This is a genomic window from Lysobacter terrae (assembly GCF_054782215.1).
This window is the reverse complement of the sequence record NZ_BAAGSX010000008.1, coordinates 629,807-654,270: the sequence shown is the minus strand read 5'-3', so window position 1 is coordinate 654,270 and position 24,464 is coordinate 629,807. Positions and strand designations below refer to the sequence as shown.

The window sequence follows — 24,464 nt, the reverse complement described above, 5'->3', positions numbered from 1 at the left end:
TGCAAGGCCAGATACGCCTTAATTTCGCTCGCACTGTTCAGGCCCCGCCGGCTCCGCGGCGGGATAATGACGCCGTGTCGCCTCCCACCTCCCCCCTGGCCGGCTTCCACCCCGCGGTCGCCGCGTGGTTCGAGCACGCCTTCCCTGGTCCCACCGAGGCGCAGGCGCTTGCGTGGCCGGCGATCCGGTCCGGTCGCAACACACTCGTGGCCGCGCCGACGGGCTCGGGCAAGACGCTCACCGCCTTCCTTTCCGCCATCGACGCCCTGGTGCGCGAAGGCCTGGCCCAGGGTCTGTCGAACGAAACCCACGTCGTCTACGTCTCGCCGCTGAAGGCGCTGTCCAACGACATCCACCTCAACCTGGAAGCGCCGCTGGAAGGCATTCGCGAGGAACTCGCGCGGCAAGGCCTGCCCGACGTAGAGATTCGCACCGCCGTGCGCACCGGCGACACGCCGCAGGGCGAGCGCGCGCAGTTGCGCAAGAAGCCGCCGCACATCCTCGTCACCACGCCCGAATCGCTGTACGTGCTGTTGGGTTCCGAATCCGGCCGCACGATGCTGGCGACCACGCGCACCGTCATCGTCGACGAAATCCACGCCGTCGCCGCGAGCAAGCGCGGCAGCCATCTCGCGCTGTCGCTGGAACGGCTGGAAGCGCTCTGCGGCCGCCGCCTGACCCGCATCGGCCTCTCCGCCACGCAGAAGCCCATCGATGAAGTCGCCCGCTTCCTCGTCGGCGGTGGCTACGTTGATGCCGACGGCACGCCCGATTGCGAGATCGTCGACATCGGCTACACCAAGCAGCGCGACCTCGCCCTCGAAGTGCCGCCCACGCCCCTGCAGGCGGTGATGTCGAACGACCAATGGGAGCAGGTCTACGGCCGCATCGCCGAACTGGTCGAGCAGCATTCGACCACGCTGGTCTTCGTCAACACCCGGCGCATGGCCGAGCGCGCCGCGCGCCACCTCGGCGAGCGCCTGGGCAAGGAGCACGTCGCCGCGCATCACGGCAGCCTCGCCAAGGAATTGCGCCTGGACGCCGAGCAACGCCTCAAGAGCGGCCAGCTGAAGGTGCTGGTCGCTACCGCATCGCTGGAACTGGGCATCGACATCGGCGACGTCGATCTGGTTTGCCAGCTCGGCTCGCCGCGCGCGATCGCCGCGTTCCTGCAGCGCGTGGGTCGCTCCGGCCACCATGTCGGCGGCGTGCCCAAGGGACGGCTGTTTCCGTCCTCGCGCGATGACCTGGCCGAGTGCGCGGCGCTGCTCGACTGCGTGCGCCGCGGCGAACTCGATGCGCTGATCATGCCGCCCGCGCCGCTGGATGTATTGGCGCAGCAGATCGTCGCCGAAGTGGCCGCGCGAGAGTGGGAAGAAGACGCGCTGTACGACTGGTTCCGCCGCGCCTGGCCGTACGCACAGCTGCAGCGCAAGGACTTCGATGCGGTGGTGAGAATGCTGTCGGACGGCTTCACCACCCGCCGCGGCACGCGCGCCGGCTACCTGCACCGCGATGCCGTGCACAAGCGCCTGCGCGGCCGCGCTGGCGGACGCATGACCGCGGTGATGTCCGGCGGCACGATTCCCGATACCGCCGACTACAACGTCATCCTCGAGCCGCAGTCGCAGAACATCGGCACGATCAACGAAGATTTCGCCATCGAGAGTATCGCCGGCGACATCTTCCAGCTCGGCAACGCCAGCTACCGCATCCTCCGCGTCGAGCCGGGCCGCGTGCGCGTGGAAGACGCGCAAGGCATGCCCCCGAGCATTCCGTTCTGGCTGGGCGAAGCGCCGGGCCGCACCGCCGAGCTGTCGCAGGGCGTGTCGCGGCTGCGCGCGGAAATGGCCGCGCGCTTCAACTTCGCCAATCCTGACAACGAAGCCGCGCAAGTCGCCGACGTGGTCACCGGCCCGGGCGCGACGGCGAAGGCCGCACGCTGGCTGGTGGACGAAGTCGGCCTCACTCCGGAAGCCGCGCTGCAACTCGCCGATTACCTCGGCCGCCAGTACGCCGCCTACGGCGCGCTGCCGACCCAGGACACCATCGCGCTGGAGCGCTTCTTCGACGAATCCGGCGGCACCCAGCTCATCATCCATTCGCCCTACGGCAGCCGCCTCAACCGCGCTTGGGGCCTGGCCCTGCGCAAGCGCTTCTGCCGCAAGTTCAACTTCGAACTGCAGGCCGCGGCGACCGAAGACGCGATCGTGCTGTCGCTGTCGACCAGCCACAGCTTCCCGCTGATCGAAGTCGCCAACTACCTGCACTCCTCGTCGGCCGAGCACATCCTGATCCAGGCATTGCTCGATGCCCCCTTGTTCGGCGTGCGCTGGCGCTGGAACGCGACCACAGCGCTCGCACTGCCGCGCTTCGTCGGCGGCAAGAAGGTCGCGCCGCAACTGCAGCGGATGAAATCGGAAGACCTGCTGGCGACCGTCTTCCCCGACCAGGTCGCCTGCCTGGAAAATATCGTCGGCGAGCGCGAGATCCCCGACCATCCGCTGGTCGCGCAGACGCTCGACGACTGCCTGCACGAGGCGATGGATACCGAGGGCTGGCTGCACTTGCTGCGGCGGATGGAAAGCGGCGAAGTGAAAGTGGTGGCGCGCGACCTCACCGCGCCGTCGCCGTTCGCCGCCGAGGCCTTGAATGCACGGCCGTACGCCTTCCTTGACGACGCACCGCTGGAAGAACGCCGCACCCAGGCGGTGATGGCGCGCCGCTACGCCGATGCCGACAGCGCGGACGATCTGGGCCGCCTCGATCCAGGTGCGATCGAGGAAGTACGCGAGCAAGCCTGGCCGCAGGTGCGCAACACCGACGAGATGCACGATGCGCTGATGGGCCTGGGTTGCGTCACCGACGACGAGGCGGAGGCCAACGGTTGGACGGAGTGGCTGCGCAAATTGGCGAACGAGCATCGTGCGACACGCTTGAGTCCTTCCAAGGAAGACAAGCTCTGGTTCGCCGCCGAACGATTGCCGCAAGCCGATGCGATACACCCCGGCGCCACGCGCGAACCCGCGATCGAAGCTCCCGCCGAATTCGCCGAACAGACCTGGGCACGCGAAGACGCCCTGGTCGAGTTGCTGCGCTCGCGCCTGACCGGCTTGGGCCCGACGCCTGCGGCCGCGCTGGCCGCCGCACTCGCCGTCGCGCAATCCGATATCGACTTCGCCTTGCTCAAGCTGGAAACCGAAGGCTATGTGATGCGCGGCCGCTTCTCGCCGCACGCGATCGAAGAGGAATGGTGCGAACGCCACCTACTCGCGCGCATCCACCGCTACACCATCGGCAAGTTGCGCCGCGAAATCGAGCCGGTCGAGCCTCGCGACTTCATGCGTTTCCTGTTCGATTGGCAGCGCGTGTCGAAGTCGGCGCGGGTCAGCGGGCCCGAAGCCTTGGCCGGTGTGTTGGCGCAACTGGAAGGCTTCGAGGCCCCGGCCGCGGCCTGGGAAGGCGAACTGCTGCCGGCACGCGTCAGCGATTATTCGATCTCCTGGCTGGACGACTTGTGCACGGCCGGCCGCGTCGCCTGGACGCGCCTGCGCGGTGCGACGTCCGAAGCCAACGGCAACGGTCGTACGGCACCCGTGCGCGCGACGCCGGTGGTGCTGGTGCCCCGCCGCCACCTCGCCTTTTGGACGCCGCTCACCGCCAGTTCGCTGGACGAGGGTCCGGCGCTGTCCTCGCGCGCGCAGCGCGTGGCCGACTACCTGCGCGATCACGGCGCTTCCTTCTTCGACGAACTCGTCACCGGCGCGCATCTGCTGCATACGGAACTGGAAGACGCGCTGGCCGAACTGGTCGCGCGCGGCCGCGTCACTTGCGACAGCTACGCGGGCCTGCGCGCACTGCTGGTCCCGCAGTCGAAGCGGCCCGCGGCGTTCGGCCGTCGGGGCCGCCGCACCGCACTGCTCGGCATCGAGGATGCCGGGCGCTGGACGCTGACGCGGCGCGCGGTTCGCCCTGCAAACGAGGGGAGCAAGAACGGCAAGACCGAGAGCAGGTCCGACCCCGAAGGCATCGAGCACATCGCCCGCACCCTGCTGCGCCGCTACGGCGTAGTGAGCTGGCGCGTACTCGAACGCGAGGCGCCCTGGCTACCGCCCTGGCGCGAGCTGCTGCGCGTCTACCATCGTCTCGAAGCGCGTGGCGAAATCCGCGGCGGCCGCTTCATCGCCGGCCTGTCCGGCGAGCAGTTCTGTCTCCCCGAAGCGATCGCTGCGCTGCGCCAGGTGCGCAAACGCGCGCTCGATGGCGAATGGCTCGCTCTGTCCGCGCTCGATCCGCTCAATCTCGTCGGCACGGTCGTTGCGGGCGCCAAGGTGCCGCGCCAGCTCGGCGCACGTGTGCTTTGGCGCGACGGCCTGCCGGTGGCGACCTTGGTTGCCGGCGAAGTCGCCTGGCTCACCGAGCTGCCTGCCGCCGAGCAACGCGGCGCGCACAAAGTATTGATGCGCGAACCGGATATGTATTCGGCCGGCCTGGATCTGTCGGCGGATATCCGCGCCTGGATCGACGAGCGAGTGGATGCAATCGCGGCCGGCCCACAGCGGCCGGAGGTTTGATTCCGCGTTAATCCGACGTGATGGACAGATGAGCGAATCCTGCCATCCCGATAGCAACGCCTCATGCAGCCTTTTTCGATTGACCCGCCATGGACATTGCAATGGACATCGAATCCGTAGCCCACCGCTTGGTCGAGTTGTGCCGCACCGGACAGTACGAACAGGCGCAGCGCGAACTGTATGCACAAGACGCCATCAGCGTCGAACCGCCGTGGGCACCGCCGGGGTCGCTCGGCAATGCCAAGGGCCTGCCGGCCATCTTCGAGAAGAGCCGCAAGTTCGCAGAGGGCGTCGAGGCGGTCCACAGCGCCGGCTGCAGCGATCCGGTGATCGCGGGCGACTGGTTCAGCGTCGCGATGACCCTGGATGCGACCTTCAAGGGTATGGGCCGCTCACAGATCTCCGAAATCTGTGTGTATCGCGTCCGCGACGGCAAGATCGTACACGAGCAGTTCTTCTACGGCATGGAAACGTAAGCCCGTCGAGTCACTCCAGGCGGAAGCGACTCAGATCGATCGAGACCATCAGCAGATCGCGCACCGGATGCAGATCGGGACCGCGTAGATAGACTCGGCGCCGGCTCGGAAATTTCAGTCCATCCACGTCGACGATATCGTGGACGTATTGCGTCGCGCCGAAGCCACCGGCGACGTCGACCTGGTAGTCATGCCTGCGCAGCAGGAAGTCGGGACCGAAGTAGAAGTCCTGCTGCTTACTGTGGCTGGCGATGTGGTCTGGAAAGCTCATGCGCAGGCCGCGCCATGTTTCGTCGCCCTCTTTCCAAGGGTCGATCTCTTCGGCCTCGAAACCCGGCATGGCCAGAGAGAAGGGCGCGGACAGATAGGTCCACATCGCGTATCCACTGAAGTAGGCGCGGTGAAGCGGATCCCATGGCGTGGTCATGCTGTGCCCTTCGAATGCGCCTCTCGGGTCCAGGCGTTCCCGGACCAGCTCGCCGTCGACGGTTTCGATGGCAATGCGATCGGCCGTGAAGGCGGTTCGCCACTCCGGCCTTCCAAAGGGGGCGACCGAAGCACGCTCCTCATGGAGGGATACCCGGACCGTCCGGGGCGTCGGATCCTGGAGCAGTCCCTTAAGGGGCCAGAATCCGCCGCCAGTAACGATCGTGGCGGAAAGGGCGTCATGCCGCTTCCAGCGAGTCAGCCCGCCATGGGCATCGATGGCATTGGCCAGGAGGGCATTCATTGCGCGCCCCCGATGATCCGGATTGCAGGGACGCGCAGCTGCCTGTTGTCGATGTGCGTGCTGTCGATGTGCGTGTTGTCGATGTTCATGAGGCTTCCTCGGGGAGTGGCGGCAAGTACGCTCGTTCGGCGAGCGGCCTGCGATTCGAAGCTACTCGCGTCGATGGAGTGCAAAAAGACCGCATGGCGAAGCACAGTCTTCCACGCGGTGGAAGAATGGGTCGCTGCCAAAATCGAGTCTTTGTATCGGTCTGTATCCGGCGCCTCTGCCGCCACACTTGCAGACAAAAACGCCACGGCTAGACACAAGCGCGATACCCCACACCGGCGGAATGCCGCCTCGAGGAAATGCGCATGTCGCGCCTTCCCGACCCTTCCCCACCGGAGCTACATCCATGTCACGCAATACCCGCAACTCCACCGTCGCCGCGCTCGGCGTCGCCCTCACCGGCCTGGTCTTCGCCGGTTCCTCGTTCGCCATGCAGCCGCTAGCCCAGGGCTACGCGGTGGCCACTGCCAAGGTCGCGCCGGAAGGCAAGTGCGGCGAAGGCAAGTGTGGCGACGCGAAGTTCAATGCCATCGACACCGACAACGACGCGCGCGTTTCGCTCGCCGAGTTCCTCGTCGTCGCGCCGGGCCAGAACGCCCTGTTCGACACGAAGGATACGAACCACGACGGTTACATCTCGGAGCTCGAGTCGTACAAGTCGATCAAGGGCATCTATGAGTCCAACGGCCGCAAGGTGCCTGCAGGTCTCTTCGCGAAGCACCCGAGCAAGTAAGGCTCTGCGAGGCCCCAATGCCCCCCGGCAGCGGGGCCTCGTTTCGCGCGGCGCGGGCTTGTCATAGCCCCGGGCCCTGCACTGCGGCAGAATCCCCGGACCTCCCGATGGCGCTTCCCCCATGCGCATCCTCCGTTTTCTGCTTCTGAGCGCGCTGCTGCTCTGCGGCCCGCTGCACGCTGCCGGATCCGCTGAAGCGCCTGTCCGCGTCTTCGCCGCCGCCAGCCTGACCGATGCGCTCAACGAGGTCGCCGCGCACTGGCGCCGCGCCGGCCATCCGCAACCCAGCCTCGCCTTCGGCGCGTCGTCGACGCTCGCCAAGCAGGTCGAAGCGGGCGCGCCGGCCGATGTGTTCGCATCGGCCGACTTGAAGTGGATGGACTACCTGGATCAGCGCGGCCGCATCGACACCGCTTCGCGCACCAACCTGCTCGGCAACACGCTGGTGCTGATCGCGCCGAAGGACAAGCCATTCCAGGCGCGCATGCAGCCGGGCTTCGCCATCGCCAATGCGTTCCGGGGCCGGTTGTGCACCGGCGAACCCGGTGTCGTGCCGGTCGGCATCTATGCGAAGGAAGCGCTGGAAAAACTGGGTTGGTGGCAGCCGTTGCAGGGCCGCATCGTCGGCACGGACGACGTGCGCACGGCCCTGGCCTTCGTCGAACGCGGCGAATGCGGCGCCGGCATTGTCTATGCGACCGACGCGCGCATGAGCGGCGCGGTCGTCACCGTGGCGGCGTTTCCAGCGCAGACGCATGCACCGATCGTTTACCCCTTCGCCGCAGTGAAGAATGCACGACCCGAGACGCTCGCCTTCCTGCGCTTTCTGCGCACCTCGCAGGCCGCGGCGATCTTCAGTCGCCACGGCTTCACGGTGCTGAAGCCTTGATATGACGGCCTGGCTGTCGGCGGAGGAAACGCAGGCGCTCTGGCTCTCCGCCAGGGTTGCGCTGTGCGCCGCCGTCGTCTGCCTGCCGCCCGCCATCGCCCTGGCCTGGTGGCTCGAACGCCGCCGCTTTCCCGGCCGTTTCCTCGTCGACGCGCTGGTGCAGTTGCCGATGGTGTTGCCGCCGGTGGTGCCGGGCTATTTGCTGCTCTTGCTGCTGGGCACGCAGGGGCCGCTCGGGCACTGGCTCGAAAGCACGTTCGGCATCGTCGTCGCCTTCAACTGGAAGGGCGCGGTGCTGGCTTCCGCGGTGATGGCATTCCCGTTGATGGTGCAGCCGATCCGGCTGGCTTTCCGCCTCATCGATGCGCGGCTCGAATACGCGGCGGCGACGCTCGGCGCGCGGCCGTGGCGCGTGTTCGCGACGATCTCGCTGCCGCTGGCGGCGCCCGGACTGATTGCCGGCTGCGTGCTGTGCTTCTCGCGCAGCCTGGGCGAATTCGGCGCGACCATGGCCTTCGTCGGCAACATTCCCGGCGAAACGCGCACCTTGCCGCTGGCGATCTATTCGCTGACCCACGTTCCCAACGGCGAAGCCGGCGCGCTGCGTCTGGCGCTGTTGTCGATCGCGCTGGCGATCGCGGCCTTGCTGGTGAGCCACTGGATCAGCGCACGCGCCGAACGCCGCCTGGGCTTCAGCGACCACCGGGGCGCGCATGCTGAACTTTGATCTGGCCTATGCGCGCGGCAGCTTTCGCCTGCAAGCGCAGGCGCGCCTCGAAGGCGGCGTGACCGGCATCTGCGGGCCGTCCGGTTCGGGCAAGAGCACGTTGCTGTTGTTGCTCGCGGGCCTGTTGAAGCCGCAATCGGGCACGTTGCGGATCGGCGATGAAGTCCTGGTAGACCGTGCGCAGCGCGTCTTCGTGCCGGCGTGGCAGCGGCACTTCGGCCTGGTGTTCCAGGACGGCCAGTTGTTCCCGCACCTGAGCGTGCGCGAGAACCTGCTGTACGGATACGAGCGCCTGGCGCCCGCGCGGCGCCTGTTCGACCTCGACACGGTGCTGCAACTGCTGGAAATCGGGCATCTGCTGGCGCGGCGTCCGGCGCTGCTGTCCGGCGGCGAACGCCAACGCGTGGCGCTGGGCCGCGCCCTGCTCTTTTCCCCGCGCCTGCTACTGCTCGATGAGCCGCTGTCGTCGCTGGACGAGCGCCTGAAGCAGCAGATCCTGCCCTTCCTCAAGCGCGTGAAGGACGAAACCCGCATCCCGATGCTGTATGTCACCCATGCGCGCGCCGAGGTCGAATTCCTTGCCGATCGCGTGCTGACGATGGATAGCGGGTGGTTGGGACCAGCACATCGGGCTGATCCCTTCGCCTGATTGCGGGATAATTGAGCCTTTCCCCAGCCCGCAGCGCCCCTGCCGCGCTGCCCGCTACGCCTCAGGCCCATCATGAACAGCCAGTACCGCAAGCCGCTCCCCGGCACCCAGCTCGATTATTTCGACGCGCGCGCCGCGATCGAAGCCCTGTCTCCCGGCGCCTGGGACACGCTGCCCTATACCTCGCGCGTGCATGCGGAGAATCTGGTGCGACGCGCCGAACCGGCGATGCTTGATGCCTACCTGACGCAGCTGATCGAACGCCGCCGCGATCTCGACTTCCCCTGGTTCCCCGCGCGCGTGGTGTGTCACGACATCCTGGGCCAGACCGCCCTGGTCGACCTGGCCGGCCTGCGCGACGCCATCGCCGAACGCGGCGGCGACCCGGCGCAGATCAATCCGGTGGTGCCGACGCAGCTGATCGTCGATCACTCGCTCGCGGTGGAAGCGCCCGGCTTCGACAAGGACGCGTTCGCCAAGAACCGCGCGATCGAGGACCGCCGCAACGAGGACCGCTTCCACTTCATCGAGTGGACGAAGAAGGCGTTCAAGAACGTCGACGTGATCCCGCCGGGCAACGGGATCATGCACCAGATCAATCTGGAGAAGATGTCGCCGGTGATCCATAACGATCATGGCGTCGCTTATCCCGACACCTGCGTCGGCACCGACAGCCACACGCCGCACGTGGATGCGCTGGGCGTGATCGCGATCGGCGTCGGCGGCCTGGAAGCCGAGAGCGTGATGCTCGGCCGCGCCTCGTGGATGCGCCTGCCCGACATCATCGGCGTCGAGCTGACCGGCAAGCCGCAACCGGGCATCACCGCCACCGACGTCGTCCTCGCCCTGACCGAATTCCTGCGCCAGGCCAAGGTCGTCGGCGCGTACCTGGAATTCCGCGGCGAAGGCGCGGCTGCATTGACGCTGGGCGATCGCGCGACGATTTCCAACATGGCGCCCGAATACGGCGCCACCGCGGCGATGTTCTTCATCGACGACAAGACCATCGACTACCTGCGCCTCACCGGCCGCGACGACGAACAGGTCCGACTGGTGGAGCTGTATGCGAAGCACACCGGCCTGTGGGCCGATGCGCTCAAGCACGCGCAGTACGAGCGCACGCTGACCTTCGATCTGTCGACGGTCGTGCGCAACATGGCCGGCCCGTCCAATCCGCACAAGCGGCTGCCGACCTCGGCGTTGGCGGAGCGCGGCATCGCCGGCAATCTCGACGCCGCGCGCACGCAGGAAGCCGCGGGCCTGATGCCCGACGGCGCGGTCATCATCGCCGCGATCACCAGCTGCACCAACACCAGCAACCCGCGCAACGTGATCGCCGCCGGCCTGATCGCGCGCAATGCGAATGCGCGCGGCCTGACCCGCAAGCCGTGGGTGAAGACCTCGCTCGCGCCCGGCTCCAAGGCTGTGCAGTTGTATCTGGAGGAAGCCAAGCTGCTGCCGGAACTGGAACAGCTCGGCTTCGGCATCGTCGCCTTCGCCTGCACCACCTGCAACGGCATGAGCGGCGCGCTGGATCCGCAGATCCAGAAGGAAGTGATCGAGCGCGACCTGTACGCCACCGCCGTGCTGTCGGGCAATCGCAACTTCGATGGCCGCATCCATCCGTATGCGAAGCAGGCCTTCCTCGCTTCGCCGCCGCTGGTGGTGGCCTACGCCATCGCCGGCACCGTGCGCTTCGATATCGAGAAGGACGCACTCGGCTTCGATGCGAACGGCAACGCAATCACGCTCAAGGACATCTGGCCCAGCGACGAGGAGATCGATGCCATCGTCGCGCAGTCGGTGAAGCCGGAGCACTTCCGCCGCGTGTACGACCCGATGTTCAAGTTCAGCGTCGAGCACGGCCAGAAGATCAGCCCGCTGTACGACTGGCGGCCGATGTCCACCTACATCCGCCGTCCGCCGTACTGGGAAGGCGCGCTCGCCGGCGAACGCTCACTCGCGGGCATGCGTCCGCTCGCGGTGCTCGGCGACAACATCACCACTGATCACCTCTCGCCGTCGAACGCGATCCTGCTCGACAGCGCCGCCGGCGAATACCTGGCGAAGATGGGCCTGCCGGAAGAGGACTTCAATTCCTACGCCACGCACCGCGGCGATCACCTCACCGCGCAGCGTGCGACCTTCGCCAATCCCAAGCTGCTCAATGAGATGGTGCGAAATGCCGACGGCGGCGTGAAGCAGGGTTCGCTGGCGCGCGTAGAACCGGAGGGTCAGGTCACGCGCATGTGGGAGGCGATCGAAACCTACATGGAACGCAGCCAACCGCTGATCATCATCGCCGGCGCCGATTACGGCCAGGGCTCCTCGCGCGACTGGGCGGCGAAGGGCGTGCGCCTGGCAGGCGTGGAAGCGATCGTGGCCGAAGGCTTCGAGCGTATCCACCGCACGAATCTTATCGGCATGGGCGTGCTGCCGCTGGAATTCCTGCCCGGCACCGATCGCAACACGCTCGGCATCGACGGCACCGAAACCTTCGACGTGCTCGGCGAACGCCGGCCGCGCGCGACGCTGACGCTGGTGATCCATCGCCGCAACGGCGAGCGCGTTGAAGTGCAGGTGCTGTGCCGCCTGGATACCGCCGAGGAAGTGTCGATCTACGACGCCGGTGGCGTGCTGCAGCGCTTCGCCAATGATTTCCTGGAGTCGGCGCAGGCGGCGTGATTCGATCGTCCTATCTCTAACCGCAAGGAGCAACGACATGCCCGGAACCGTCACTCTGCACCGCGTCATCAAAGCGCCTGCCGACCGCATCTATCGCGCCTTCCTCGATCCGGACGCGATGGCGAAGTGGCTGCCGCCGCACGGCTTCACCGGCAAGGTGCATTCGATGGATGCGCGCGTCGGCGGCAGCTACCGCATGTCGTTCACCAACTTCGGCACCGGCAGCAGCCATTCCTTCGGCGGCACCTACCTCGAACTCGTGCCGAACGAGAAGCTGCGCTACAACGACCGCTTCGACGACCCGAACTTGCCGGGCCAAATGGAAGTGACGGTGTCGCTAAAGCCAGTGATGACTGGCACCGAGCTGCACGTCGTCCAGCAGGGCATTCCCGACGCGATTCCGGTCGAGTTCTGCTACCTGGGCTGGCAGGAATCGCTGACGCTGCTCGCGCAGCTGGTCGAACCCAACATTCCCGACAACCTCTGATTTCGTCATTTCTCATGACCCACGCACCCCAGATCCGCATCCCCGCCACCTACATGCGCGGGGGCACCAGCAAGGGCGTCTTCTTCCGCCTTGAAGACCTGCCCGCCGCGGCGCAGGTGCCAGGCAAGGTGCGCGATGCGCTGCTGATGCGTGTGATCGGCTCACCCGATCCCTACGCCAAGCACACCGACGGCATGGGCGGCGCGACGTCCAGCACCAGCAAGTGCGTGATCATCTCCAAGTCACCGGTTCCCGATCACGACGTCGACTATCTCTACGGCCAGATCTCGATCGACACCGCGTTCGTCGACTGGAGCGGCAACTGCGGCAACCTGTCCTCCGCGGTCGGGCCGTTCGCGATCGCCAACGGCCTGATCGATCCGGCGAAGGTGCCGCACAACGGCATCGCCATCGTGCGCATCTGGCAGGCGAACATCGGCAAGACCATCGTCGCGCACGTCCCCATCACCGACGGCCAGGTGCAGGAAACCGGCGACTTCGAGCTCGACGGCGTCACCTTCCCGGCGGCGGAAATCGCTCTCGAATTCCTCGACCCGTCGGACGAAGGCGAAGGCGGTGGTGCGATGTTTCCCACCGGCAACCTCGTCGATGACCTCGAAGTGCCCGGCGTCGGCACCTTCAAGGCGACGCTGATCAATGCCGGCATTCCGACTATCTTCCTCAACGCCGCCGACCTGGGCTACACCGGTACCGAGTTGCAGAGCGCGATCAACGACGACAAGGCCGCGCTGGCCCGCTTCGAAACCATCCGCGCGCACGGCGCGGTGCGCATGGGTCTGATCGCCGATGTCGAACAAGCGGCGACGCGCCAGCACACACCCAAGGTCGCCTTTGTCGCGCCAGCGCAGGACTACACCGCCTCCAGCGGAAAGCGCATCGCCGCCGGCGACATCGATCTGCACGTGCGCGCACTGTCGATGGGCAAGCTGCATCACGCGATGATGGGTACCGCAGCGGTGGCGATCGCCACCGCCGCTTCGATTCCTGGAACGTTGGTGAACCTTGCCGCGGGCGGCGGCGAGCGTGAGGCCGTGCGTTTCGGCCACCCCTCCGGCACCCTGCGCGTCGGCGCACAGGCCAAGCTCGTCGACGGCCAGTGGACCGTCACCAAAGCGATCATGAGCCGCAGCGCGCGCGTGCTGATGGAAGGCGCGGTGCGGGTGCCTGGCGATTCGTTCTGAGCGAAGGCGCCGCCTTCGTCGCCGCAATGCAGTTCGTTGCGAACCATGGCGTAAAAGGCACTCCAAGTCCAACTGGAGGCACCATAGGTGCCAGCAGCACCTAAAGTATCGACAACACGTGTCCATCGGTCACCTGCGAGCAGCTGGTTGCTGGCGGCGTCCGCGATGCCGGTCCCGGATTCGCGTCTGACACCGCTGTTCACCACCCGGTTTGCACTAACGTCTGTCCGCGGCGGGGAGCTTGCCGCGTTGGCGAAAATACTTCGGCGATAGCAGCCGCTACCTCCTGACAGGAGAACCGCGATGGCCGGTGTGCATGGATGGACCCCGCCTAGTCGCGCGCCGTTACCCTGAGCGCGCCGCAATGCCTTCGCTTCGCGTCCGCACGTTCGGTGGTCTGTCGGTGGCCGGCGACGGTGGCCGGGAGATCGCGATCCCCGCTTCCTGCCGCCCGGTGCTCGGCTACATGCTCGTTCACCAGCGGCGCCACGTCTCGCGGGGGGAGCTCGCCGAAGCCTTGTGGAGTACGCGCGATGGACAACGCGCGCGGCACTGCCTCGCCACCGCGCTGTGGCGCTTGCGCAAAGGCTTCGCGGCGGCGGGCGTGCACGTGGATGTCGTCGATCGCGACACCATCGGCATCGGGCGGGCGACGCAGGTGTGGGTCGATGCCCAGGTGTTCGAGGCTCGCATCGAACCGCGCCGCATGTTGCCACCGGAACTTCTCGGCCCCGCGGACCTGCGTCGCCTGCGCCACGCCGTGCGCCTGTATCGCGGCGATTACCTCACGGGTATCGACAGTGATTGGGCCGCGTTCGAGCGGCAGCGCCTGCACGATCTCTATTGCGACGCGCTCGCGCAACTGATGCTGGCGCACGGCGCGGCCTCGCAGTGGCGCGCCGCCACGACGTGGGGCCGCGCGCTGTGCCGCACCGAACCCCTGCGCGAAGACGTGCACCGCTTCCTGATGACCGCTGCAGCGAGCACCGGCGACCGCGCGGGCGCGATCGCGCAGTACCGGCAGTGCGAACGCATCATCGGGCGGGAGCTCGGCATCGAACCGATGCCGGAGACACAGGCACTGTATCGGTGCCTGCTCGGCCACACCCCGAAGCCCGAAACCCTGCGCCCCACGTTGCGGTGATCCCCCGGTGATCCCCCGGTGATCCCCTGGTGATTGTGCAGTGACGCGTTGGCGATGCACGGGTGACGCACGCGTGTCGGCACCGTGTCGCAAGCGTGATGGCCCGGAGATGCGCAGGTGAGCCTGCGGTGACACGCATGCGCCATCGTCCGCGCAACGCACCATGCGCTGCACAGGACGCCGTGACATGTGCCATGTCCAAACCTACTACCCACGCCTGCGCGAAAGCCTCGCGCCCGAATTCATCGAAATGCCCGATGCGTCGATGGATGCGATCGTCGCCGAGGTCTACGGCCCCGGCGTGACCGCCGACATGGCCGAGTCGTTCTGGAACGACATCGGCCACGGTTTCCAGAACGTCGCGCAAGGCGCCGGCCGTTTCGCGCAGCAAGCCGCGCCGCAACTGCAGCGCGCGTTGCCCGGCGTGGTGCAGGGCGCCACCGCGGGATCCGCGTTGGGACCGTGGGGCATGCTCGCCGGCGCGGTCGCGGGCGGCGCGGGCAGCATCCTGTCGCAGCAACGCGATCCGACGCTGCGCAACATCGGCGGCGCGATCGGCGGCGTCACCCAGCTTGCCGGTGGGCTGACCGGTGGCGGCGGCGCGCTCGGCAACATCGCAGGCGGTTTGCTCGGTGGCGCGGGGCGCGCGCCCGCCGCGCGCGCCGCACCTGGCGCATCGCCCGCGGGCGGGCCACCGATGCCGCAGGGCGCCAGCGCGAATGCGCTGCTTGGCCTGCTGTCTCGGCCGGAAACGCTGCAAGCGCTGGCTTCGGCGGCGATGGGCCGGTTCGGTCGCGGACAGGTGCCGGTCGGGCAACAAACCGTGCCGGTGCAGTCGATCCTGAGCGCGATCGGCATGCTCGCCGGCCACGCCTCGCACGAAGCCGAACAGGAAACCGCTCGCTACCCCGATTTCTATTACGGCTCCGAAGGCGAACTCGCCATCGACGTGGCCGACGCCGAACAACGCGCGTTCGCACTGCTCGAGCTGTACGCGAACACCCCCTCGCCATGGCGCGACATGACCAGCGACACATGGGAATCCGAGGGCGAATACACCGACCAGGACGCGGCCTTCGACGCCTGGCTGATGGCGAACGAATGGTCCCAGGAGGGCTTCCATGCTTGAGAACGACGAGGCATCCCTACCAATGCAAGCCGAGTTGCCGACCATGCCGCAGTTCGATGACGTCCTGGGCGAATTCATGCGCCAACATCCGGAGCTCGCATGGATGACGCAGTTGATCGCGGCGCAACGCAAACCGCCGGAAGACGATGGCGATCCGGGCGTCGATCCGCGCGACGACGAACTCGATACGCTGCGCGCCACGCTCGATCGTACGCGCGCTCGCGCCAACCGTCTCGCCGAAGTCGCGCGTCGCCTCGCCACCGATCTCGAGGCCGCGCAGGCGCGCCTGTCCGACCTCGCCGCCGCCGCCGGCGCCTGCGGCCTGTGCTGGGGCGAAGACCCGAATTGCCGCGCTTGCCGCGGCCTGGGCAAACCCCGCCATTTCGACACCGCTGCGTCGCGGATCCCGACGCCTTCCGACCCGCAATAAAGGAGAACCGTCATGGCTGTCTATCCGTACGAACTGGGCGAGCTGCTCGACAGCACCGAATTCGCGCCCGAGGCCGAAAGCGCCGAGTGGCAGGAAGCGCGCCGCTCCAACGTGCGCACCGCGCGGCGCGGCAACGCAACGCCGCAAACGCCCGCGCAGGGCTATGCGACCAAAGCCGAACTCACCGCTACCGCCAATCGGCTCGACGAACGCATCGCCGTCAATTCCAACGCGATCAAGACGGTCGAAGGCCGCTTCAACGGCGTCGCCGCCGACCACGCGAAATTGAAGGCCGACGTCGGACGCCTGCAGGGCGGCCTAAACGACCTGCGCAACATGTCGATGCTGATGCCGCTGCTGACCACGCAGACCTCGCGCGAGTTGCAGTCGACCGCCGGCGGCACGCTGCAACGCGGCGACCGCGTCGTGATCGATACCGGCGACATGTTCAGCAGGATGATGCCGATGTTCTTGTTCAGCGGCAGCTTCGGTGGCAGCGGCACGCAGTCCGGCCAAAGCGGCGGCATGTTCGGTGGCGACAGCTCCGGAATCATGCTGATCGCGATGATGATGGCAATGCAGGGTAAGAAGTAGGCCTACCAGGAGGCGTTCCATGAACACCCTGTCATTCCCCATAGGTGTACTCCTGGGCAGCGAACTGGCACGCAGCGTCGGTGCGACCTCGACTTCCGACCGCATGACCACCGGCGTGACCTTGGCGAGCGTCGGCTGGCCGCTCGGCTTCGTGCTCGCCCGCCAGTACGCCATCAATCGCGCGTCCGTTCAGGCCGCGCCCTCCGACACGCGTCCACCGCCCGCAAAGGAGCACGACATGGATGAGATCGACAAATACATCCTCGCGCAGATCCGCGAGTTGAAGGCCGACAATCGCCAAGCATCGTTCGAGGACATCCGGGCCCAGTTGATCGGTTCACTGCAGGCCATCATCGATCGCGTACAGGCCTTGGATCTCGAAGCCGCCGTCGACCCCGGCATCGCGCGCGCGATCGCCAGTGTCTTCGAGGAGATCGGGACTGCGGCCGACAAGGCTTAGCGCACGCGCCGCGGCCTCGGTGTCTCGCGATGGATCCCGCCCTCCAGGAACTGCTCGCCGCTGGCGAAGCCACCGACGAAGTGGCGATCGTCCTGCGGCTGCGCGAACCCAGTGAGGTGCCGCCGGGCGTGCGTATCGTCGCGCGCTTCGGACCGATCGCCACGGCACGCGTCGAGCGCGCCGCGATCTGGCAGATCTACGGGCACCCGTCGATCGCGAGCCTAAAGGCGCCGAGTTGGCTGGCGTTGGAGTACGGACCGGTGATCGACCCGCGCGACGCCGAAGCCACCGAAGTCGAAGACACCGATGCGCGTCGGCCGGACGGCTTGGCGCAACGCGGACGCGGTGTAGTCATAGGTGTGATCGATTGGGGTGCCGACCTGGCGCACCCCGAGTTCATTCTGGAAAACGGAACGTCGCGCATCCAGGCGTTGTGGGACCAACGCGCGGACCCACCCGATGGCAATCCGTACGGCTACGGCCGCGTGCTCGGTCGCGATCTGTTGACCGCCGCGCTGCGCACCGACGATCCGTACGCGACCGCTGGCTATCATCCCGCGGCCTCCGATACCGGCGCGGGTGCGCACGGCACGCACGTGCTGAGCATCGCCGCGGGCAACGGCCGCAGCGGCGGCCCTCTGGGCATCGCACCCGACGCGGATCTCGTCTTCGTCCACCTCGGCAGCGCGGGATGGGAGAAAGCCGGCCCGCTCGGCGATTCGAGCAACTTGCTGGAGGCGCTGCATTTCCTGGTGGCTCAAGCCGGCGACCGTCCGCTCGTCGTCAACATGAGCATCGGCCGCCATGCCGGTCCGCACGACGGCACAACGCTGGTCGAACAGGCGATCGACTGGCTGGTCCGCGCGCGTCCCGGCACGGCGGTGGTGCAGAGCGCCGGCAACTACTTCTCGCGCAACGTGCACAGCGCCGGGCAACTGATGAATGGCGAATCCGACCAGCTCGGCTTCGAGGTCTTCGTCGGCGACACCACACCCAACGAACTGGAGGTGTGGTATCCGGGGCGCGACATCTTCAGCGTCGCCGTGATCGCGCCGAATGGGCGCACCCTCGCGGATATCAGGCAAGGCGACAAGGCATCGCTGGAGATCGACGGCAAGCGCATCGGCACGCTGTATACCGCGCGCGATCCGAACAACGACGACCACCATATCCATCTGTTCCTGTATACCTCCGCGCCGCCGGGCACGTGGCGCGTCGTGTTGCGCGGCGAAGACGTGTCGGACGGCCGCTATCACGCATGGGTCGAACGCGACCCGGGATGTGCGGCGTGCCAGGCCTTGTTCCTCCCGGACAACGCCAACCATCGCGCCACGACGGGCAGTATCACCAACGGTCTCCTGACCTTCTGCGTCGGCGCCTACGACGCGCACGCGCGCGAGCCGCAGCTCGCGCCGTTCTCCAGTTCCGGACCCACGCGCGACGGTCGCGTGCGTCCAGTGCTGTTGGCGCCGGGGGTGCGCGTGCTCGCCGCGCGTTCGCACCCGCGTACCGGCACCGCGCCGCTGCTCACCCGCATGAGCGGCACCAGCATGGCCGCGCCGCACGTGGCGGGAACGATCGCCCTGATGTTCGATGCCGGCGGTCGTTTGCCGATCGTGCAATTGCGCCGTGCGCTGTTCGATTCGCTCGCTCCGCGGCTGGCAGTGGATCCGCACGATCGCGACCGGATCGGCTTCGGCGTGCTCGATATCGCCGGCGCCGTGCGACGCGCGCGCGAACTCGCCCTGCCTTCGCCCGGCCCGCCACCGGCGCCGCCTCCCGCGCCTCCCCCGATGCCGGAGTCCACGACCGAGGACCACGCCATGAAGCCCGACTGCTGCGGTGACCCTTGCAAGGATTGCACCCATTGCCGCGACCACGATTGCGCGACGTGCGCGTGTTGCCACACCCATACCGAGTCGGTGGGCGAGGCGGAAGTCTTCCTGCCCGATGCCGAGGCTCTGCTCATGGAAAGCGAATCGCAATTCGAATCGCACGCGGCCGAGGCGCCGCTGATCCAGGTCGTGCCCTCGCCGCTGGAAACCGCATCGCCGGCCGACGTGCCGCTGATCCAGGTAGTGCCGTCGCCGCTCACGGGGGCATCGCGGACGCACGCCCATCACCACCACGAGCACGAGACCGAACAGGAGAGCAGCGAGCTGGAGACCGCGATCGAGCAAACCCTGCCCCATCCGGTCGAAGCCGCCGAGGCTCTGGTCGAGGCCGGCATCGACGACGCCACCGAATTCGTATCGCAGACACTCGCCGCCGTCGGTCGCGAGTGGCCACCGCGTTGCACCGTGCGCTCGCTGTTCGACGATCTCACTGGCAGGACGCGCGCTTCGCAACGGCTGCGCATGGATCGCTACTTCGAAGTGATCGGCCGCCCGGGGCGGCGGCTCGCAACCGCATTGCAATCGGGCGACCTGGTACTGCGGCGCGGCGACAGCGGTTTCGCGCATGGCGCTTTCATCGCGCATCCCGCGCTCTACAGCGAGCCGGATGCGCATGCGCACGGACTGCGCATGGAGAGCCCGTGGCCCGGGTTCTATGTGCATGTCGTCGAAGCGGGCGCGCGTCCGCAGCGCGGCTGGTCGCGCTTCGCGCGCCGCGTCTGCCTGCCGGACTGGACGGTGCTGCCCGATACCCTGGTAGTGCGCTCGCGTGCGCCGGGCGCCGCGTGGCTCGAAGGCGAGTCGGTGGAAACCGCGCCCGATCCCAACGTCAGTTGGCTACAGCGCGTGCTCAACCAGTGCATCGGCGCAGCGCTGGTGGTCGATGGCTTATACGGGCCGGCGACACGCGATGCGATCCGTCGCTTCCAGGCCGCGCGCGGCTTGCAGACCGACGGCATCGTCGGCCCGCAGACCTTGGGCGCGCTGCGTGCGGAAGGGCATGAGCCGCCGCCGGGATATCGCCCGCCGCCGCCGTATACGCCGCCCTCGTATCCATCGCATCCATCGTATTCGCACACGCCGCCCTCGTATCCATCGCATCCATCGTATTCGCACACGCCGCCGCCCTACCGGCCGCGCACGCCGGTTTACGAGCAACCGTCGCGGACACCACCTCCGTATCGGCCGACTACACCGCCTTCCTACTCGCCGCCGCCTTCCTACCCGCCGCCGCCCTCGTACGCACCGCCGCCGTACGGGCCGCCGTCGAATCAACCACCGTCATATCCGCCTTCGTACCCGGGACCCGCGTATCCGTCGCCACCACCGACCGGCTATCCGCAACCGCCGTATCCGTCGCCGCCGCCTTCGGCCTACGGCAAGGAGGACACCGGCATCTGCCGCAATATCGATCGCTTCGGCTACGACAGTGCCGCGTTGACGATGGAACATCGCCGTTCCATCCAAACGCTCGCGCAACGCATCCTCGACGACAGCGTCGCGAGCGTCTCGGTCACCGGTTACGCAAGCCCGGAAGGCACCGCTTCCTACAACCTCATGCTCGGCCAGCGCCGCGCCGACGCCGTCGCCGCCGAACTACGCGCCGCAATGGAACGCGTGCACCACGGCAGCGCCAATACCGTCCGCATCCAGACGCGATCGGAAGGCGAATCGCAACAGATCGCCGGCGACTCCGGCGCCAATCGCCGCGTTGAAGTCTGCTACGCCGAAACGCCGCGTCCAACGCCGCGCCCGCAACCGCAACCGCCGCAGCCGGGGCCGGGGCCGCAGCCGCCCACTCCGCCACCGCGCCCCAGCGTGATGACGCGTTACGACGTCGCCACGCCGCAGGGCCAGGCGATGCTGCTGCGCTACGAAGAAGCAGTGCGCCGCATGATGACGCTGCCCGATACCAATCCGTTGAGCTGGAACTTCCAGTGGTACACGCACGCTGTGCCGCACCCCGGTGGCCGTGCGCAAGCCTTGCAAGACACCTTCCACGGCACGGCATCGCCAGCGCGCACGCTCGCCTCGCGCGTGTGGAGTACGTGCCGGGCGCATTTCAATTCCGCGCAGGAGCGGGACTTCCTGCCCTGGCATCGCGGCTATGTACTGTTGTTCGAGCGCATCTGCCGGCGCGTGCTGCAGGACGACAGTTTCACCCTGCCGTATTGGGACTACCTCGGGCATCCCAGCGCCCTGCCGGCACGGTTCCGCGATCCCTCCAACCGCGTACTGTTCCGCCCGGGTCGCACGATCAACGGCGGCCAGCAGATAGCCGCGCTGAGTTCCCTCCGAGCCTACGAGATGGCGTCCTTCAGCCCGCGCGGCGTACGGGTTGGCTTCAACTCCGAGCTGGATTACAACCCGCACGGCCTGGTGCACAACGGCACCGGCGGACCCATGGGGCCGATTTCCATGGCGGCTTCCGACCCGATCTTCTGGCTGCACCACTGCAACATCGATCGCATGTGGGCCAGTTGGAACAACGCGGGCCGCAGCAACCCGCGCGACCCGGCCTGGTTGAACTCGAGCTACACCTTCGCCGACGAGAACGGCCGCGAAGTCTCGATCACCGCCGGCATGGTGTCGTCCATCGCAACGTTGGGTTACGCCTACGACCGCCTCGACGCGCTGCCTTCCGCTGTCGGTCCGGCCGAAGCCGTCGAAGAAGAACCCGATCGCGCCCGCGCCGCGCGCGTCACCCATCGCGCGGGTGCGCCGCAAGGCATCGCACTGGGCAGCCAGACCATCCAGGTCAACCTGCGCACCGTCGCACGGCCACCACACGAAGCGGCCGACGACACGGGACAGCCGAAGCGGCTGTATCTGGTGCTGCGCAACTTCAGGGCAAACCATCTGCCCGGCGTCGTCTACTACATCTACCTGCAACTGCCGCCCGGCACGCGTGGCGAGGCCGCCGAGCGCCATTTCGTCGGGCCCCTGCACTTCTTCGGCGCGACACCGCATCCGGGCAACCCGAATATCGAAGGCAAGACGCACTCGTTCGACATCACCGACATCGCCGAACGCCTGCGCGCCGCCGGCATGTTGCAGGGAAGGCCCACCGTGACCTTCGCGCCGGCGGGCCAGCCGGCGGCGAACGCGCAACCGGTCATCGGCGACATCGCACTGGTGGAGGAATGAACGACCGCGTGTCGACGCTATGGCTGCCTTGCTTTGCCGCGATGCTCGCCGGCCTCGCCGTCGACACCAGCGTGGTGGCGCCCGAAGCCTTGCTCGCGATGTGCACCGCGCCGGGCGTGGATCCCGCGGCGTTCATCGCACGCGCCTGGCGGCTGATGCCGGCAACGCATGCCTCCATGTGGTGCATGGCCGCGGGCGCCGTGCTCTACGCCGAAGCGCGCGCCGCCAGTGCCGGGCGCGCGCTGCGCATCGTGCGGCGCGGGGTTTGCGTCTGCGCGATGGAATGCGGGATGTGGCTGGGAATGGCGTTGGCCGCGCGCTTGGTGGCGTCACCGAATGTGCCGGCCTCGACGGCGATCGTGCTGGGCATGACGATCGGAATGCTGCTGCCGCTAGCGCCACAGGCCTTGCGGGCAGCACGATACGCGGCTCAATCTATACGCGCATACCGGCTGGGCACTCGCCCTACATGTCGATGGAAAGCGGCACTGAAGGTGCTCGTGGACCCGTAACCCACGCGTTGCGCTATTTCCGAAACCGACAACTCGCCCCGCCGCAGCAATTCCTTGGCGAGTTCCATGCGCCACGCAAGCAGATACTCCATCGGCGCCACGCCCACCGTGCGCGTAAAGCGTTCGAAGAACGACGAGCGTGAAAGCGCCGCCGCATTCGCCAGCTCCGCAACCGTCCACGCACGCGCGATATCCGCGTGCATCTGCTTCAGCGCGAAGGCCAATCGCTCGTCGCCCAAACCGCGCAGCAATCCTGGCGGAGCGCTGCCGGCCGTCGTCGAACGCATCGCTTCGACCAGCAGCATGTCCACCAGGCGCGACAGCATGAACTCGCTGCCTGGCTGCTGACCCGCGGATTCTTCGCCTACCATCTGCACGAGCTGCGACAGACGCGCCGAATCCGGCACATGCACGACTTGGGGCAACAAGGAAACCAGCAACGCAGGATCCGCGCATTCGAACAGGAACGAACCGCCCAGCGATCGCATGTCGGGCGCGCCTTTCGGGTCGCCATAGCGCAGTTCGCTGCTGCCGCCGGCGACGTCGTTGGGATCGCGATGGACCGGCGGCGCCGGCGCGAAGCTGGAGATGGTGAACGCCGGCGTCGTCGGCAACAGGACGAAGTCGCCGGCGCGGATGGTGATGGGCGCGTGCCCATCGACCGCCAGCAGGCAGCTGCCTTCCAGCACGATGCAAAAGCTGGGTTGGCCGAACGGCGAATAGCGGACGGCCCAACTCCCCTTGCCACTGATGAGGTTGGCGAAGACGGCGCGCGGGCGCAGCAGCTGGACGACTTCAGAAAGGGGGTCGCTCACATCCGGACGATCGCTAAACAACTACGGACTCTACGCCATAGATCATCCGAGACGCCAGACCTATCGTTCTCTCCGACCCTCACCACTCGGAGCACGCAATGAAGACGGTACTGATCACCGGATGTTCCTCGGGCTACGGCCTCGAAACCGCGCGTTACTTCCTCGCGCAAGGCTGGAAGGTCGTCGCCACGATGCGGACCTCGCGCGACGATCTCTTTCCCACCTCGCAATCCCTACGCGTCCTGCCACTGGACGTCACCCGGCCGGAAAGCATCGCGCACGCGATCGAAGCCGCCGGCCCCATCGACGTGCTGGTCAACAACGCCGGCATCGGCCTGTTCGGCGCATTCGAAGCCACGCCGATGGCGACCGTGCGGGATATCTTCGAGACCAACACGTTCGGTGTCATGGCCATGTGCCAGGCGGTGATTCCGCACTTCCGCGCACGCCGCGCGGGGACGATCGTCAATGTCACCTCGAGCGCGACGCTGGCGCCCATGCCGCTGGTGGCGGCCTATACCGCGAGTAAGACGGCGATCGAGGGATTCACCGCTTCGCTGGAGCACGAGCTGAAGGCGTTCGACGTGCGGGTGAAGCTGGTCGAACCCGGCTACGGTCCGACGACTCGATTCACCGCCAACGGCCAGGAGCGCATGCAGCGGCTGATTCCTGAAACCTATGCGACCTTCGCGCAGAGCGTCTTCGCGGCGTTCACCCAAGGTGGCACGGTGACGCGGGAATCGGATGTGGCGGAAACGGTGTGGCGCGCGGCGAACGATGCTTCCGCGCGAATGCATTTCCCGGCGGGTGCCGATGCCGTGGCGCTGGCGGAGCGGCGCGCATTGGCGGCCTCGTGACCGCTGCATAATGGGGCCAGTCCACTCGACGCGATCCCATGTCCACGCTTCCTCCCCTTCCTTCGCTGGCTCCCGGCCGTTATCGGCACTACAAGGGCAACGACTATGAAGTCGCGGCTGTGGCGCGGCACAGCGAGACGCTCGAACCCGTCGTTGTTTATCGGGCGCTCTATGGAGAGGGCGGGCTGTGGGTTCGCCCCTATGCCATGTTCTGCGAGGACGTGGTCGTTGATGGCCGGTCGGTGCGCCGGTTTGCACCAGTCGAGTAGTCCCCCTCGCCC

General features: G+C 67.3%; 20 protein-coding genes. 18 read left to right on the top strand and 2 right to left on the bottom strand.

Annotation, left to right across the window (positions count from 1 at the left end; all coding sequences use genetic code 11):
• Window positions 1–74 precede the first annotated feature (74 nt).
• Window positions 75–4,574, top strand: a complete 4,500-nt coding sequence (locus ACYVJ8_RS14590) for a DEAD/DEAH box helicase (RefSeq protein ID WP_460713635.1) — start codon at window positions 75–77, stop codon at window positions 4,572–4,574.
• A gap of 89 nt (window positions 4,575–4,663) precedes the next feature.
• On the top strand, window positions 4,664–5,050 hold the full coding sequence (locus ACYVJ8_RS14585) for a SnoaL-like domain-containing protein (protein ID WP_460713633.1): 387 nt from the start codon (window positions 4,664–4,666) through the stop codon (window positions 5,048–5,050).
• Between the two features lie 10 nt (window positions 5,051–5,060).
• Here ACYVJ8_RS14585 and ACYVJ8_RS14580 read toward each other — a convergent pair whose 3' ends face one another.
• On the bottom strand, window positions 5,061–5,780 hold the full coding sequence (locus tag ACYVJ8_RS14580) for a hypothetical protein (protein WP_460713631.1): 720 nt from the start codon (window positions 5,778–5,780) through the stop codon (window positions 5,061–5,063).
• Between the two features lie 394 nt (window positions 5,781–6,174).
• Here ACYVJ8_RS14580 and ACYVJ8_RS14575 point away from each other — a divergent pair, with 394 nt between their 5' ends.
• The 14 genes from ACYVJ8_RS14575 (at window position 6,175) to ACYVJ8_RS14510 (ending at window position 22,511) form a co-directional block, all read left to right on the top strand.
• Complete coding sequence (locus tag ACYVJ8_RS14575; RefSeq protein ID WP_460713629.1) at window positions 6,175–6,561, top strand: HvfA family oxazolone/thioamide-modified RiPP metallophore; 387 nt, start codon at window positions 6,175–6,177, stop codon at window positions 6,559–6,561.
• A 121-nt stretch (window positions 6,562–6,682) separates the two neighbouring features.
• Window positions 6,683–7,450 (top strand): molybdate ABC transporter substrate-binding protein, encoded by a 768-nt coding sequence (modA, locus tag ACYVJ8_RS14570; RefSeq protein ID WP_460713627.1) that lies wholly within the window; start codon window positions 6,683–6,685, stop codon window positions 7,448–7,450.
• A 1-nt stretch (window position 7,451) separates the two neighbouring features.
• A complete protein-coding gene (modB, locus tag ACYVJ8_RS14565; protein WP_460713625.1) occupies window positions 7,452–8,177 on the top strand; it encodes a molybdate ABC transporter permease subunit in 726 nt (241 codons plus the stop codon).
• Window positions 8,164–8,826, top strand: a complete 663-nt coding sequence (locus tag ACYVJ8_RS14560; protein WP_460713623.1) for an ATP-binding cassette domain-containing protein — start codon at window positions 8,164–8,166, stop codon at window positions 8,824–8,826. The genes modB and ACYVJ8_RS14560 overlap by 14 nt, the downstream gene beginning before the upstream one ends.
• Window positions 8,827–8,898: 72 nt before the next feature.
• Window positions 8,899–11,511, top strand: coding sequence for a Fe/S-dependent 2-methylisocitrate dehydratase AcnD (acnD, locus tag ACYVJ8_RS14555; RefSeq protein ID WP_460713621.1), 2,613 nt, complete (start codon window positions 8,899–8,901; stop codon window positions 11,509–11,511).
• Window positions 11,512–11,548: 37 nt separating this feature from the next.
• Window positions 11,549–11,998, top strand: coding sequence for an SRPBCC family protein (locus tag ACYVJ8_RS14550; RefSeq protein WP_460713619.1), 450 nt, complete (start codon window positions 11,549–11,551; stop codon window positions 11,996–11,998).
• 14 nt (window positions 11,999–12,012) lie between these two features.
• Window positions 12,013–13,200 carry a 2-methylaconitate cis-trans isomerase PrpF gene (gene prpF, locus ACYVJ8_RS14545; protein WP_460713617.1) on the top strand — a complete coding sequence of 396 codons (1,188 nt, stop codon included), beginning with the start codon at window positions 12,013–12,015 and terminating at the stop codon, window positions 13,198–13,200.
• Between the two features lie 364 nt (window positions 13,201–13,564).
• A complete protein-coding gene (locus ACYVJ8_RS14540; protein ID WP_460713615.1) occupies window positions 13,565–14,344 on the top strand; it encodes an AfsR/SARP family transcriptional regulator in 780 nt (259 codons plus the stop codon).
• 187 nt (window positions 14,345–14,531) lie between these two features.
• Window positions 14,532–15,473 carry a hypothetical protein gene (locus ACYVJ8_RS14535; RefSeq protein WP_460713613.1) on the top strand — a complete coding sequence of 314 codons (942 nt, stop codon included), beginning with the start codon at window positions 14,532–14,534 and terminating at the stop codon, window positions 15,471–15,473.
• Complete coding sequence (locus ACYVJ8_RS14530) at window positions 15,466–15,903, top strand: hypothetical protein (RefSeq protein ID WP_460713611.1); 438 nt, start codon at window positions 15,466–15,468, stop codon at window positions 15,901–15,903. Before ACYVJ8_RS14535 ends, ACYVJ8_RS14530 begins: the two co-directional genes overlap by 8 nt.
• Before the next feature lie 12 nt (window positions 15,904–15,915).
• Entirely contained in the window at window positions 15,916–16,497 is a 582-nt protein-coding gene (locus ACYVJ8_RS14525) for a hypothetical protein (protein ID WP_460713609.1), read from the top strand.
• A gap of 19 nt (window positions 16,498–16,516) precedes the next feature.
• Complete coding sequence (locus tag ACYVJ8_RS14520; protein ID WP_460713607.1) at window positions 16,517–16,957, top strand: hypothetical protein; 441 nt, start codon at window positions 16,517–16,519, stop codon at window positions 16,955–16,957.
• Window positions 16,958–16,986: 29 nt separating this feature from the next.
• Window positions 16,987–21,999 carry a S8 family serine peptidase gene (locus tag ACYVJ8_RS14515; RefSeq protein WP_460713605.1) on the top strand — a complete coding sequence of 1,671 codons (5,013 nt, stop codon included), beginning with the start codon at window positions 16,987–16,989 and terminating at the stop codon, window positions 21,997–21,999.
• Window positions 21,996–22,511, top strand: coding sequence for a hypothetical protein (locus tag ACYVJ8_RS14510; RefSeq protein WP_460713603.1), 516 nt, complete (start codon window positions 21,996–21,998; stop codon window positions 22,509–22,511). The genes ACYVJ8_RS14515 and ACYVJ8_RS14510 overlap by 4 nt, the downstream gene beginning before the upstream one ends.
• On the opposite strand, the gene ACYVJ8_RS14505 is transcribed toward ACYVJ8_RS14510, so the two are convergent.
• Window positions 22,430–23,326 carry an AraC family transcriptional regulator gene (locus tag ACYVJ8_RS14505; protein WP_460713601.1) on the bottom strand — a complete coding sequence of 299 codons (897 nt, stop codon included), beginning with the start codon at window positions 23,324–23,326 and terminating at the stop codon, window positions 22,430–22,432. The genes ACYVJ8_RS14510 and ACYVJ8_RS14505 overlap by 82 nt on opposite strands.
• Window positions 23,327–23,424: 98 nt before the next feature.
• Here ACYVJ8_RS14505 and ACYVJ8_RS14500 point away from each other — a divergent pair, with 98 nt between their 5' ends.
• Together ACYVJ8_RS14500 and ACYVJ8_RS14495 are read left to right on the top strand one after the other, a co-directional pair.
• Complete coding sequence (locus ACYVJ8_RS14500; RefSeq protein WP_460713599.1) at window positions 23,425–24,183, top strand: SDR family oxidoreductase; 759 nt, start codon at window positions 23,425–23,427, stop codon at window positions 24,181–24,183.
• 38 nt (window positions 24,184–24,221) lie between these two features.
• Window positions 24,222–24,452: a DUF1653 domain-containing protein gene (locus ACYVJ8_RS14495; protein WP_460713597.1), complete on the top strand. Its 231-nt coding sequence runs from the start codon at window positions 24,222–24,224 to the stop codon at window positions 24,450–24,452.
• Window positions 24,453–24,464 lie beyond the last annotated feature (12 nt).

What these genes read in the sequence shown, in the direction of transcription:
- ACYVJ8_RS14585 (WP_460713633.1), top strand. Translation starts at nt 4,664, where the DNA reads ATGGACATTGCAATGGACATCGAATCCGTAGCCCACCGCTTGGTCGAG.
- ACYVJ8_RS14580 (WP_460713631.1), bottom strand. Translation starts at nt 5,780, where the DNA reads ATGAATGCCCTCCTGGCCAATGCCATCGATGCCCATGGCGGGCTGACT.
- ACYVJ8_RS14575 (WP_460713629.1), top strand. Translation starts at nt 6,175, where the DNA reads ATGTCACGCAATACCCGCAACTCCACCGTCGCCGCGCTCGGCGTCGCC.
- modA (WP_460713627.1), top strand. Translation starts at nt 6,683, where the DNA reads ATGCGCATCCTCCGTTTTCTGCTTCTGAGCGCGCTGCTGCTCTGCGGC.
- modB (WP_460713625.1), top strand. Translation starts at nt 7,452, where the DNA reads ATGACGGCCTGGCTGTCGGCGGAGGAAACGCAGGCGCTCTGGCTCTCC.
- ACYVJ8_RS14560 (WP_460713623.1), top strand. Translation starts at nt 8,164, where the DNA reads ATGCTGAACTTTGATCTGGCCTATGCGCGCGGCAGCTTTCGCCTGCAA.
- acnD (WP_460713621.1), top strand. Translation starts at nt 8,899, where the DNA reads ATGAACAGCCAGTACCGCAAGCCGCTCCCCGGCACCCAGCTCGATTAT.
- ACYVJ8_RS14550 (WP_460713619.1), top strand. Translation starts at nt 11,549, where the DNA reads ATGCCCGGAACCGTCACTCTGCACCGCGTCATCAAAGCGCCTGCCGAC.
- prpF (WP_460713617.1), top strand. Translation starts at nt 12,013, where the DNA reads ATGACCCACGCACCCCAGATCCGCATCCCCGCCACCTACATGCGCGGG.
- ACYVJ8_RS14540 (WP_460713615.1), top strand. Translation starts at nt 13,565, where the DNA reads ATGCCTTCGCTTCGCGTCCGCACGTTCGGTGGTCTGTCGGTGGCCGGC.
- ACYVJ8_RS14535 (WP_460713613.1), top strand. Translation starts at nt 14,532, where the DNA reads ATGTGCCATGTCCAAACCTACTACCCACGCCTGCGCGAAAGCCTCGCG.
- ACYVJ8_RS14530 (WP_460713611.1), top strand. Translation starts at nt 15,466, where the DNA reads ATGCTTGAGAACGACGAGGCATCCCTACCAATGCAAGCCGAGTTGCCG.
- ACYVJ8_RS14525 (WP_460713609.1), top strand. Translation starts at nt 15,916, where the DNA reads ATGGCTGTCTATCCGTACGAACTGGGCGAGCTGCTCGACAGCACCGAA.
- ACYVJ8_RS14520 (WP_460713607.1), top strand. Translation starts at nt 16,517, where the DNA reads ATGAACACCCTGTCATTCCCCATAGGTGTACTCCTGGGCAGCGAACTG.
- ACYVJ8_RS14515 (WP_460713605.1), top strand. Translation starts at nt 16,987, where the DNA reads ATGGATCCCGCCCTCCAGGAACTGCTCGCCGCTGGCGAAGCCACCGAC.
- ACYVJ8_RS14510 (WP_460713603.1), top strand. Translation starts at nt 21,996, where the DNA reads ATGAACGACCGCGTGTCGACGCTATGGCTGCCTTGCTTTGCCGCGATG.
- ACYVJ8_RS14500 (WP_460713599.1), top strand. Translation starts at nt 23,425, where the DNA reads ATGAAGACGGTACTGATCACCGGATGTTCCTCGGGCTACGGCCTCGAA.
- ACYVJ8_RS14495 (WP_460713597.1), top strand. Translation starts at nt 24,222, where the DNA reads ATGTCCACGCTTCCTCCCCTTCCTTCGCTGGCTCCCGGCCGTTATCGG.